Source organism: Rhodococcus sp. NPDC054953 (genome assembly GCF_053609225.1).
The window spans coordinates 103,209-114,600 of the sequence record NZ_JBSGXD010000011.1 but is presented as its reverse complement, the minus strand read 5'-3'; the positions used below and the strand labels follow the sequence as shown (position 1 = coordinate 114,600).

Here is an 11,392-nt window from a genome sequence, read left to right as displayed (position 1 = left end):
ACAGAAAAAGGGAAAAAAAGGGGGAGGGGGTGGGGGTGGTGGGTGCTTTCCCCTGGGGCACCTCAGAGGGACCTGTGCTCCCCACAACCCGTGGCGAACTCCCCCCTGGGGGGGGGAAACCCCCCCCCACGGGCGCCGAAGGCGCTTCCCCGACCGATTCAAGTAAGGACCGCAGATGACCGAGGTCAAGACCCTCACCTCCACCCGGCCGTTCACCGACCTCACCACCCTCACCCCGCTCGGCGACGGCGCGTTCGGCGCACACATCGACCCGATCTGGACGATCGGACCCAAGGTGCACGGCGGCTGCATGATGGCGGTGTGTGCGGCGGCCGCGCGGGACGCCGTCCGGGCCGAGGGCGGCGCCGCCGCCATGCAGCCGGTGGCGGTCAGCGCGAACTATCTCACCGCCCCCGACCCCGGCGACGTCCGCCTCGTCACCACCGTGCGCAAGCGCGGCCGCCAGGTCTGCCTGGTGGACGTGGATCTGCTGCAGGGCGACCGGATCGCGGTGTCGGCGTCGGTCACGCTCGGTGTGCCCGACGAGGCGGCGTCCCGGCACCGGGAGCCGCTCGCGATCGACGCGCTGCCCGCCGAGCCGACCGCGGCGGCGGCCCGGATCACCGCCGACCACCCGATGGCCGCGATCGTGCACGTCGCCAAGGGCTGCGAACTGCTGGTGGACCCGTCGGCCGCCCGGTTCCTTGCCGGGGAACTCGGCGACCCGGTGAACCGGATGTGGGCGCGGCCGCTCTCCGCGGACGAGGCCGACGCGGACACCGCCGCCCTGTTCGCGATCATGCTCGGTGACATCAGCGCGCCGGTGACGATGAACCGGGGCATGTTCGGGTGGGCACCGACCGTGCAGCTGACCACCTACCTCCGGCGTCGCCCTGCGCCGGGCTGGCTGCGGGTGATGGCCAGCGCACAGGTCATCGGCGAGGCCTGGTTCGAGGAGGACCACCTGGTCCTCGATTCCGCGGGGCAGGTGGTCGTGCAGAGCAGGCAGCTGGCGATGGTGCCGAGGGCCTGACCGGTCGCCGGCCCACGTTTCGCCCGTGGCAGGCTTGCGGTCATGACGAGAATCGCAGTGATCGGTGGCGGCCGGATCGGTGAGGCCCTGATCGCGGGACTGGTGAAGGCAGGCCACGCGCCGAAGGACCTTGTGGTCGCCGAGCAGCACCCGCCGCGCGCCCAGGAACTGGCGGGCCAGTACGGCATCCGGGCCACCACGGTCGCCGATGCCGCGGAGGGTGCGCACGTCGTGGTTGTCGCGGTCAAGCCCGCCGATGTCGATGCGGTGATGGTCGCGCTGAACAGCATCGACCTCGACGGCGACGTCGACCAGCTGATCGTCAGCCTCGCCGCCGGGATCCCGACGGCCCGGTACGAGAGCAGGCTGCCCGCCGGGTTCCCGGTGGTGCGGGTGATGCCGAACACCCCGATGCTTGTCGGTGAGGGGGTCAGCGCGATCGCGGCAGGCCGGTACGCGACCGCCGAGCATCTGGACACCGTCCGCGAGATCCTCGGTGCGGTCGGCAAGGTGGTCACCGTGTCCGAGCCGCAGCTCGACGCGGTCACCGCGGTCTCCGGGTCCGGGCCCGCGTACTTCTTCCTTGTGGCGGAGGCGATGATCGAGGGCGGCGTCGGGCTGGGGCTGACCAGGGCCGTCGCGACCGAGCTCGTCGTCCAGACCATGGTCGGGTCGGCCGCGATGCTGGACGGGGCGGGCAGCACCGCGAACGAGCTGAGGGCGGACGTCACCTCGCCCGGTGGCACGACGGCGGCCGCGATCCGGGAACTCGAGCGTGGGGGAGTGCGGACCGCGTTCAACGACGCGCTCGCGGCCGCGAAGCAGCGTTCGGCTGCGCTCGGTGCGGGCCCGGAATGAGATTCGATACCTCACACACGTCGCAGTAACCCCACGTGTCCCGTTAAGCTCGGATGCAGCACGTGCGTGTCTGTTCCGCCGGAGGGGAAGCCGGCGGCGCGACACGTGCCGGAGGTATGCAATCTGATGGTGTCGACAGACAAGCCAAAGGGTGCGGGCACGGACAAAGAGCCCGCCCTCGGCGGCACACAATTCCTCACCGTCGCCGAGGTGGCGGCGTTGATGCGAGTGTCGAAAATGACGGTGTACCGATTGGTGCACAGCGGGGAACTGCCCGCGGTGCGGGTCGGACGGTCGTTCCGGGTGCACGCGAAGGCGGTGCACGACTACCTGGAAACGTCCTACTTCGACGCCGGCTGACGAGTCCGGTTTCGGACGGCCCGCGGCGTCCCGGTACGATGACTTATCGTCGTGCCGGCCAGCCGGGTGTCGTCAGGCGCTGGGCTCGCGGATACGAGAGGCACAGCGCCAGGTCGGTTCGCGCCGACCAGAACGCACGTACGTCACCGGCGTGCGCAGGAACGCTAGAGAAGAACGTGAGGAACTCCCGCCATGGGTTCAGTGATCAAGAAGCGACGCAAGCGCATGTCGAAGAAGAAGCACCGCAAGCTGCTTCGCCGGACTCGCGTGCAGCGCCGGAAACTCGGTAAGTAGTCCGCTCGGTCTCCGAGCGGGCCAACGCCCGCGATGCCCGTCACCGTTCCGGTGGCGGGCATCGTGCATTTCCGGGTCCCGGACCGGCTCCGAGTTGGTCGTCCAACCAGATGACACGCGCCGGGGAATCCGACAAAACGCCAGGTGGACGGGGTGTTTCGGGCTCGTTAAGTTTTTGAGCGACTGCTCCCGGACCGGCTACGCTCGACGTGATCGATCGGTGACGGATTCGAGACACGGGCAGGGGTGGTCGTGGCAGGTGATCGTGGCGTGCAGTATCCGTCGGTGGTGCTGGTGACGGGGGCGAGTCGGTTCCTTGGCGGGTACCTGGTGTCGCGCCTGGCCCAGGATCCCGGCATCGACCGGGTCATCGCCGTCGACTCGCGGTCGCCGACCAAGGACATGCTGCGCCGGATGGGCCGGGCGGAGTTCGTCCGCGCCGACATCCGCAATCCGCTGATCGGCAAGGTGCTGCGCGGCGCCGGGGTGGACACGGTGGTGCACGCGTCGACCCTGGTGAAGCCGCCGAAGTCGGGCAGTCGCACCGCGATGAAGGACATGAACATCCTCGGCGCCATGCAACTGTTCGCCGCCTGTCAGAAGTCGCCGGACGTGCGGAAGGTGGTGGTGCGCTCCACGACCGCCGTCTACGGTTCCAGCGCGAAGGACCCGGCGAAGTTCAGCGAGGAGATGAGCGCTCGGCGTCCGCCCTCCGGCAGCTACGCGCGGGACAGCATCGAGATCGAGGGGTACGCCCGAGGCCTGGGACGGCGGCGCCCGGATCTCGCGGTCACGCTGCTGCGGATGGCGCCGCCGATCGGGCCCAACCTGCACGGTTCGATGTCGCGATACCTGCGGTCGCCGGTGGTGCCCACCATCCTCGGGCGGGACGCCCGGATGCAGTTGCTGCACGAGGAGGACGCGCTCGCCGCGCTCGAACGCGCGACGCTCGCCGGGCCTGCGGGCACCTTCAACGTCGCCGGTGACGGGGTGGTGACCCTGAGCCAGGCGATCCGTCGGGCGGGCGGGGTCGAGGTGCCGGTGCCGTTCCCGCTGCTCGGCACGCTCGGTCGGGTGCTGCCGGGGGCGGGCACCCGCGGCGTCACGCGGGAGCAACTCGACTACTTCCACTTCGGGTGCGGCGTCGACACCACCCGGATGCGCACCGAGCTCGGCTTCGACCCGCGACGGTCGACGCTGCAGGCCCTTGACGACATGCTCGCCGGTTCCGCGTCGAGACCGATCGTGAGCAGGGACTGGGTGCGGTCGGTGGAATCCACGGTTCAGCAGTTGGTCGGCGTCGGCGAGGGGGCACGATGAACGAGGTCGCCAAGGTCATTCCGCTGCGGGGGGACGCGGCGCGGACCGCCCGCGGGCAGATCCGGCGGGCCCGGCTCGAACCGTCACCGCCGACGCGGCTGTATCCGGCGGCTCCCGCCATGCACCCCGCCGCGGCGCCCGGGTCGCTGGCCGCGTCGATGCGCGACGCGGCGCGGGACCTGGTTGCGGATCAGGTGGTGGCGGTCGCCGAGTTCCTGCGCCGCAGGCTGACCGGCGACTACCAGGTCGACGACTTCGGTTTCGACCCGCACTTCGCCGAGAACGTGTGGCTGCCGCTGCTGCGTCCGATGTTCGACTCCTGGTTCCGGGTCGAGGTGCGCGGCGTCGAGAACATCCCCGACGAGGGCGGCGCGCTCGTCGTCGCGAACCACGCCGGGGTGGTCCCGATCGACGGGCTGATGACCTCGGTCGCGCTGTTCGACCATCATCCCGCGCGGCGGCCGCTGCGGATGCTCGCCGCCGACCTGGCGTTCGAGCTGCCGGTCGTCGGGAACGTCGCCCGCAAGGCGGGCCACACCCTCGCCTGCACCGCCGACGCGGAACGGTTGCTGCGCGGCGGGGAGGTCGCCGCGGTCTTCCCCGAGGGGTTCAAGGGCATAGGCAAACCGTTCAGCGAGCGCTACAAGCTGCAGCGGTTCGGCCGCGGCGGCTTCGTGTCGGCCGCGCTGCGGACCGGTGTCCCGATCGTGCCGTGCTCGATCGTCGGTTCCGAGGAGATCTACCCCAAGATCGGGGAGCTCAAGTCGCTCGCGCGACTGCTCGGCATGCCGTACTTCCCGGTCACGCCCCTGTTCCCGCATCTCGGTCCGCTCGGGCTGATCCCGTTGCCGTCGAAGTGGTACATCGAGTTCGGGGAACCGATCCGCACCGACACCTACGACATCGCCGACGCGGAGGATCCGATGGTGATGTTCGAGGTGACCGATCACGTGCGGGAGACGATCCAGCAGACGCTGTACCGGCTGCTCGCCCAGCGCCGCAACGTGTTCCTCGGCTAGGTCAGTGCTTCTTTCGGCTCGCGGCGGCGGCGAGGGCGCCGCCGATCGCGCCGAGGGCGAGCGCGGTGGGAACACCGACCTTCGCGGCCTTGCGGCCGGTCCGGTAGTCGCGGATCTCCCAGCCCCGGTTCCGCGCCACCTCCTTGAGGTCGGCGTCCGGGTTGATCGCGACGGCGGTGCCGACCAGTGACAGCATCGGGACGTCGTTGTGGCTGTCCGAATACGCGGTGCAGCGTTTGAGGTTCAGGCCCTCCCGGACCGCGAGGGTGCGCACCGCGTGCGCCTTGCCCGCGCCGTGCAGGATGTCGCCGACGAGCCTGCCGGTGAACCGGCCCTCCTCGGACTCGACGACGGTGCCGAGCGCGCCGGTGAGGCCGAGACGCTTCGCGATGACCTGAGCCAGCTCGACCGGGGTCGCGGTGACCAGCCACACCTGCTGGCCCGCGTCGAGGTGCATCTGCGCGAGCGCCCGGGTGCCCGGCCAAATCTTGTCGGCGATCAGCTGGTCGTAGATCTCCTCGCCGAGGCGGCTGAACTCCGCGGTCTCGCGGCCCGCGATGAACGCGAGCGCCTTCTCCTTGCCGGACGCGACGTCGTCGCTGTTCTCCTTGCCGGTCACCCGGAACTTGAGCTGCTGCCAGCCGAATCCGGCCATGTCCCCGAGGGAGATGTACTTGCGGGCGGCGAGCCCGCGGGCGAAGTGGATGATCGAGGCGCCCTGCACCATCGTGTTGTCGACGTCGAAGAAGGCCGCGGCGGTGAGATCCCTGGAGATCGCCGGTTCGCCCGCCGCGTCGGCCGCCCCAAGGTCGGCGGCCGATTCGGCCTCGTGCAGGGCGAGGGCGGCGTCGGCGCTGGCCTCACCCGCGAGATTGGCCCGCAGCTGCGAATCGGTGGGACCCAGCGGGTTGCGCCACCGGCGGCGCACGCGGGACCACCCGGCACCCGGTCTTGCACCGGTCGGCCCTGTCAGCCCAGGCACACGCACCTCCCGTGGTTGGCAATCCGGGGTAACCCTATCCCCAGCCCTGAGCGGGCACCGCGAAGACGGAGCCGCAGGCGCACCCCGTGTGATGTCCGTCTCCGGTCATCCGGGCCGTCGCGGTGGCAAGGTGGACGTCATGACGGCCTCGACCCACACCATCACCCTGCTGACCCGAGCCGGCTGCGGCTCGTGTGTCGTTGCTCACGACCGGTTGGTGCCGTTGTGTGAGGAATTCGGCATTCTCCTCGAAACCGTCGACGTCGACGAGGCGGCGGGCCGAGATCCGGAACTCCGCGCCGAGTATGGCGATCGTCTTCCGGTCGTGCTGTTGGACGGCCGCGAACACAGCTACTGGGAGGTCGACGAGGTTCGACTGCGTTCGGATTTGACAATCCGAGGGTGAAGGGCTCGCCCGGACATCCGGTCGCTGTGCAGGTCGCGGCCGGTTGAGCAACTTTGTGCAGGGCTTCACAAGCAGTTACCGTGGGTGAGAACGTCCCCCCGGATCAATGTGAACTCCGGTCGTGTGCATGGCCGGACGAGGAGCCACCGAAGTGAGCGAACAGCACCAGTCGCATGGGTTCTCCGCCCGTGGCGCCTCCGGGGCTGATTCGACCACCGCCGCTTCGACCACCGCCGCCGGTGCGGCAGCAGCTGAGACCGCCGCGCCGCGGGCCGAGGTGAAGGATCTGCCGCAGGCGACCGTCACCCGACTCGCGACCTACCTGCGGGTGCTCGGCGTGATGACCGACGCGGGCACCCACATCGTGTCCAGCGAGGAACTCGCCACCGCCGCCGGCGTCGGCTCGTCCATGCTCCGCAAGGACCTGTCGTTCCTCGGCCCGAACGGGGTCCGCGGCGTCGGCTACGACGTGACCCGGCTGCGGGCCCGCATCGAGGCCGCGCTCGGACTCGACCAGGGGCACCGGGTGGTGCTGGTCGGGGTCGGGAACCTGGGGCAGGCGCTGGCCCGGTACGGCGGCTTCGGCCGCCGCGGCTTCACGATGGTTGGCCTGTTCGACAGCAGCCCGGACCGGATTGGCACCGAGATCGACGGCCTGATCGTGCGGGACGTCGCCGAACTCGAGGCGGCGTGCCGGGAACTCGAGGCGACGATCGGGGTCGTTGCCACCCCGGACGACGCCGCGCAGCGGGTGTGCGACGGCCTCGTCGACGCGGGCGTCCGGTGCATCCTCAGCTTCGCGTCGGCGCCGCTGGAGTTGCCCCCGCACGTGGAGATCCGCAGGGTGGATCTCGCGGTGGAGATGCAGGTGCTCTCCTTCCGCAGCGCCCGCAGGACCGACGGTGAGCATGCGGCCGTCGCGCTCGGGGGCGGGGCGCCGCGTCGCGCGGCCCGCTCGACTTCGAAAGACCTGGGATCGACAAGGAATGGATCGGTGATCGCACCGTGAGTGTTCTCCTGGTCGGGATTTCGCATCGCAGCGCTCCCGTCTCCGTCCTCGAGCGGGTTGCCGTCGCGGACACCGATCGGCCGAAGCTGATCGACAAGTTGCTTGCCTCCCCGCACGTCTCGGAGACGATGATCGTCTCGACGTGCAACCGGGTGGAGATCTACGCGGTCGTCGACGCCTTCCACGGCGCCCTCGCGGACGTCGGGGACGTGGTCGCCGCGCATTCCGGGCTCGACCTGAACGACTTCACCAAGCACGCCTACGTGCGGTACAGCGAGGCCGCGGCCGAGCACCTGTTCGCGGTCGCCAGCGGCCTGGACTCGATGGTGATCGGCGAGCAGCAGATCCTCGGCCAGATCCGGACCGCGTACGCGGTGTCCGACGCGCAGAACGCGGCCGGCCGGGTGCTGCACGAGCTGGCGCAGCAGGCACTGCGGGTCGGCAAGCGGGTGCACTCGGAGACCGGGATCGACCGCGCCGGTGCCTCCGTCGTGTCGGTGGCGCTGGACCGCGCGGGCTCGATCCTGGCCGCGGCGGATGCGACGGGCACCGGGTTGGCGGGCCGGACCGCGATGGTCGTCGGCGCCGGGTCGATGGGCGGGCTGTCCGTCGCGCACCTGACCAGGGCAGGCATCGGCCGGATCGTCGTCGCCAACCGCACCCGCGAACGCGCCGAGCGACTCGCCGACACCGTGCGCGCGGCTGGCGTCGCCGCCGACGTGGTTGCGCTGTCCGACCTGGCGCCCGCGCTGGCGGAGGCGGACGTGCTGGTCGCCTGCACCGGCGCGGTCGGCGCCGTCGTCACCCTCGCCGACGCCCACCTTGCGCTCGCCGCCCGCAACGCCGCGCAGCGCCCGCTGGTGATCTGCGACCTCGGGCTGCCGCGGGACGTCGAACCCGCGGTCGCCGGACTGCCGGGGGTGGCGCTGCTCGACATCGCGACGATGAAGGCGGACCCCGGCGCCGGTGCCGCGGCCGCGGACGCCGACGCCGCCCGCGAGATCGTCGCAGGCGAACTGGCCACCTATCTGGCCGGGCAGCGGCTCGCGGAGGTCACCCCGACGGTGACGGCGCTGCGGCAGCGCGCCGCCGAGGTGGTCGAGGGCGAACTGCTCCGACTCGAGTCGCGCCTGCCCGGCCTCGACGATCCGCAGCGCGACGAGGTGGCGCGCACGGTGCGCCGGGTGGTGGACAAGCTGCTGCATGCCCCGACCGTGCGGGTCAAGCAGCTCGCGACGACGCCGGGCGGCGACGCCTACGCGGCCGCGCTGCGCGAACTGTTCGAGCTGGCTCCGGGCAGCGCCCAGGCAGTCGCCTCGCCGATGGAGATCCGGGCAGTCGAACTCGCCGACAACGTCACCGCCGAACGGCGTGACGAGGACGCGGTGACGTGGTGGAAGGGAATGCAGGAATGAACGCGGCAGCACCCGTGGCGCCCGGTACCGAGGCGTCCCGCAGGACCCTGCGCATCGGTACCCGCGGCAGCCTGCTCGCCACCACCCAGGCCGGGACCGTTCGGGACGCGTTGATCGCGGCGGGGCATCCGGCGGAGCTGGTGGTCATCACGACGAAGGGCGACGTCACCGCCGGACCGGTGCAGCGCATCGGGGTCGGGGTCTTCGTCGCGGAACTGCGCGAGGCGCTGCTCGCTGGCGACGTCGACGTCGCGGTGCACTCGTACAAGGATCTGCCGACGGCGCAGCCCGCCGACCTGGTGGTCGCCGCGGTGCCGCCGCGGGAGGACCCGCGGGACGCGCTCGTCGCCCGCGACGGGCTGGTGCTCGGCGAGCTGCCGCCGGGGTCGAAGGTGGGGACGTCCGCGCCGCGCCGCCGCGCTCAACTGCGGGCGCTGGGCCTCGGACTGGACATCCAGCCGCTGCGCGGCAACATCGACACCCGGATCGGCAAGGTCGAGTCCGGTGAGCTGGACGCGATCGTGATCGCGCGCGCCGGGCTCTCGCGGATCGGGCGGCTGGACGTGATCACCGAGTCGCTGGAGCCGGTGCAGATGCTGCCCGCGCCGTCGCAGGGGGCGCTGGCCGTCGAATGCCGCGCGGACAACCCCGACCTGGTCGCGGTGCTTGCCGAACTCGACGACGCGGCCACCCGCGCCGCCGTCGTCGCCGAACGGGCGCTGCTGGCGGAACTCGAGGCCGGGTGCACCGCCCCGGTCGGCGCGATCGCCGAGGTCGTCGAGTCCCTCGACGACGACGGCCGGGTCATCGACGAGCTGTCGGTGCGCGGCTGCGCGGCCGCGGTGGACGGGTCGGATTCGATCCGCGCGTCCGCCGTCGGATCGCCCGACCGCGCCGAGGAGTTGGGGCGCGCGGTCGCCAGGGAACTTCTCGACCTCGGTGCGCGCGAGTTGATGGTGGCCGCCGAGAGGGACGGTGCCGCCGATGACTGACCCGACCCCGTGGCGGTCGAAACGGTGCGCGCGACCACCGCGCATCGACCCGCCCGCCACCGCCCCGACCGCACCACGCCCGAACACCGGCATTTTGAACGCACTGGAGAACAACCGATGAGCCGAGTCCGAAAGAACACCCCCGGACGGATCCTGTTCGTGGGATCGGGCCCTGGAGACCCCGCCCTGCTCACGGTCCGCGCCCGCGATGTCCTCGCCCATGCGACGCTCGCGTTCACCGACCCCGACGTCGACAAGGGGGTGACCGCGCTGGTCGGCACCGCGCTGCACGTCAAGGGCGTGGAGGAGGATCCGGAGCACCCGCTCTCGGAGGTGCGACCGGCACTCGGCGAGCCCGCCGAGGTCGCGAAGACCCTGGTGCACGAGGCGAAGGCCGGGCACGACGTGGTGCGCCTCGTCTCCGGGGACCCGCTGACCACCGACTCGGTGATCGCCGAGGTCAACGCCGTCGCCCGTACCCAGGTCGTGTTCGAGATCCTGCCGGGCCTGCCGTCCGGCTCGGCGGTGCCGAGCTACGCGGGCATGGCACTCGGGTCCGGGCACACCGAGGCCGACGTGCGCGGCGAGGTCGACTGGGCGGCGCTGGCCGCGGCGCCGGGGCCGCTGGTCCTGCACGCGGGTGCAACGCACCTGGCGGAGACGGCGAGCGCGCTCGTCGAACATGGCCTCGCCCCGCAGACCCCCGCCGCGATCACCGTGCGCGGCACCACCCGTCAGCAGCGCACCGTGGAGGCGACCCTCGCGACGCTGAACGAGGCGGGCTCGGAACTGGTCGGGTCGCTGATCGTCACGGTCGGCAAGGTCGTCACGCACCGCAACAAGATGTCGTGGTGGGAGTCGCGGGCCCTGTACGGCTGGACCGTGCTGGTGCCGCGGACCAAGGATCAGGCGGGCGACATGAGCGACCGGCTGGTCACCCACGGCGCCATCCCGATCGAGGTCCCGACGATCGCGGTCGAGCCGCCGCGCAGTCCCGCGCAGATGGAACGCGCGGTCAAGGGCCTGGTCGACGGCCGCTACCAGTGGGTGGTGTTCACCTCCACCAACGCGGTTCGCGCGGTGTGGGAGAAGTTCGAGGAGTTCGGGCTCGACGCCCGCGCGTTCTCCGGGGTGAAGATCGCGTGCGTCGGTCAGGCCACCGCGGACAAGGTGCGCAGCTTCGGGATCAACCCGGAACTGGTGCCCGCGGGGGAGCAGTCCTCCGAGGGGCTGTTGGCCGAGTTCGCCCCGTACGACGACGTCTTCGACCCGGTCAACCGGGTGCTGCTGCCGCGCGCGGACATCGCGACGGAAACCCTCGCCGAGGGGCTGCGGCAGCGCGGCTGGGAGATCGACGACGTCACCGCGTACCGGACCGTGCGGGCGGCGCCGCCGCCGGCCGAGACCCGCGAGATGATCAAGACCGGCGGCTTCGACGCGGTGTGCTTCACCTCCTCGTCGACGGTCCGGAACCTGGTCGGCATCGCCGGGAAGCCGCACGCGCGCACCATCGTCGCGTGTATCGGACCGAAGACCGCGGAGACCGCGATCGAGTTCGGCCTTCGGGTGGATGTGCAGCCGGAGACGGCACAGATCGGTCCGCTGGTCGAGGCGCTCGCCGAGCATGCGGCCCGACTCCGCGCCGAGGGTGCGCTGCCGCCGCCCCGCAAGAAGTCCCGCAGGCGATAGGCGCTACGCGCCCGT

At 71.4% G+C, this 11,392-nt stretch carries 12 protein-coding genes; 11 read left to right on the top strand and 1 reads right to left on the bottom strand.

All coding sequences use genetic code 11. The features are described 5' to 3' along the window. Positions 1 to 175: 175 nt before the first annotated feature. The 6 genes from ACWF62_RS10475 to ACWF62_RS10450 all read left to right on the top strand — a co-directional run bounded on the left by ACWF62_RS10475 (position 176) and on the right by ACWF62_RS10450 (position 4,884). Positions 176 to 1,033, top strand: a complete 858-nt coding sequence (locus tag ACWF62_RS10475) for a thioesterase family protein (RefSeq protein ID WP_378508268.1) — start codon at positions 176 to 178, stop codon at positions 1,031 to 1,033. 42 nt (positions 1,034 to 1,075) lie between these two features. Next, the gene (gene proC / locus ACWF62_RS10470) at positions 1,076 to 1,891 is read left to right on the top strand and encodes a pyrroline-5-carboxylate reductase (RefSeq protein WP_378508267.1); all 816 of its coding nucleotides are present in this window, start codon (positions 1,076 to 1,078) and stop codon (positions 1,889 to 1,891) included. 126 nt (positions 1,892 to 2,017) lie between these two features. Continuing rightward, positions 2,018 to 2,251 carry a helix-turn-helix domain-containing protein gene (locus ACWF62_RS10465; protein ID WP_378508266.1) on the top strand — a complete coding sequence of 78 codons (234 nt, stop codon included), beginning with the start codon at positions 2,018 to 2,020 and terminating at the stop codon, positions 2,249 to 2,251. A gap of 192 nt (positions 2,252 to 2,443) precedes the next feature. Then, positions 2,444 to 2,545 (top strand): 30S ribosomal protein bS22, encoded by a 102-nt coding sequence (locus ACWF62_RS10460; RefSeq protein ID WP_003402602.1) that lies wholly within the window; start codon positions 2,444 to 2,446, stop codon positions 2,543 to 2,545. Positions 2,546 to 2,791: 246 nt separating this feature from the next. After that, the gene (locus ACWF62_RS10455; protein WP_378508265.1) at positions 2,792 to 3,865 is read left to right on the top strand and encodes an NAD-dependent epimerase/dehydratase family protein; all 1,074 of its coding nucleotides are present in this window, start codon (positions 2,792 to 2,794) and stop codon (positions 3,863 to 3,865) included. Continuing rightward, on the top strand, positions 3,862 to 4,884 hold the full coding sequence (locus ACWF62_RS10450; protein ID WP_378508264.1) for a lysophospholipid acyltransferase family protein: 1,023 nt from the start codon (positions 3,862 to 3,864) through the stop codon (positions 4,882 to 4,884). The genes ACWF62_RS10455 and ACWF62_RS10450 overlap by 4 nt, the downstream gene beginning before the upstream one ends. Position 4,885: 1 nt before the next feature. Here ACWF62_RS10450 and ACWF62_RS10445 read toward each other — a convergent pair whose 3' ends face one another. Further along, complete coding sequence (locus tag ACWF62_RS10445; protein ID WP_378508263.1) at positions 4,886 to 5,866, bottom strand: HAD family hydrolase; 981 nt, start codon at positions 5,864 to 5,866, stop codon at positions 4,886 to 4,888. Between the two features lie 139 nt (positions 5,867 to 6,005). Between ACWF62_RS10445 and ACWF62_RS10440 the strand changes: the two genes are divergently transcribed. The 5 genes from ACWF62_RS10440 to ACWF62_RS10420 all read left to right on the top strand — a co-directional run bounded on the left by ACWF62_RS10440 (position 6,006) and on the right by ACWF62_RS10420 (position 11,377). After that, the gene (locus ACWF62_RS10440; RefSeq protein WP_378508262.1) at positions 6,006 to 6,272 is read left to right on the top strand and encodes a glutaredoxin family protein; all 267 of its coding nucleotides are present in this window, start codon (positions 6,006 to 6,008) and stop codon (positions 6,270 to 6,272) included. Positions 6,273 to 6,423: 151 nt separating this feature from the next. Next, positions 6,424 to 7,281 carry a redox-sensing transcriptional repressor Rex gene (locus ACWF62_RS10435; RefSeq protein ID WP_378508261.1) on the top strand — a complete coding sequence of 286 codons (858 nt, stop codon included), beginning with the start codon at positions 6,424 to 6,426 and terminating at the stop codon, positions 7,279 to 7,281. Then, the gene (locus ACWF62_RS10430) at positions 7,278 to 8,696 is read left to right on the top strand and encodes a glutamyl-tRNA reductase (protein ID WP_378508260.1); all 1,419 of its coding nucleotides are present in this window, start codon (positions 7,278 to 7,280) and stop codon (positions 8,694 to 8,696) included. The genes ACWF62_RS10435 and ACWF62_RS10430 overlap by 4 nt, the downstream gene beginning before the upstream one ends. Next, complete coding sequence (gene hemC, locus ACWF62_RS10425) at positions 8,693 to 9,688, top strand: hydroxymethylbilane synthase (protein WP_378508259.1); 996 nt, start codon at positions 8,693 to 8,695, stop codon at positions 9,686 to 9,688. Before ACWF62_RS10430 ends, hemC begins: the two co-directional genes overlap by 4 nt. Before the next feature lie 117 nt (positions 9,689 to 9,805). Then, positions 9,806 to 11,377, top strand: a complete 1,572-nt coding sequence (locus tag ACWF62_RS10420; RefSeq protein WP_378508258.1) for a bifunctional uroporphyrinogen-III C-methyltransferase/uroporphyrinogen-III synthase — start codon at positions 9,806 to 9,808, stop codon at positions 11,375 to 11,377. Positions 11,378 to 11,392 lie beyond the last annotated feature (15 nt).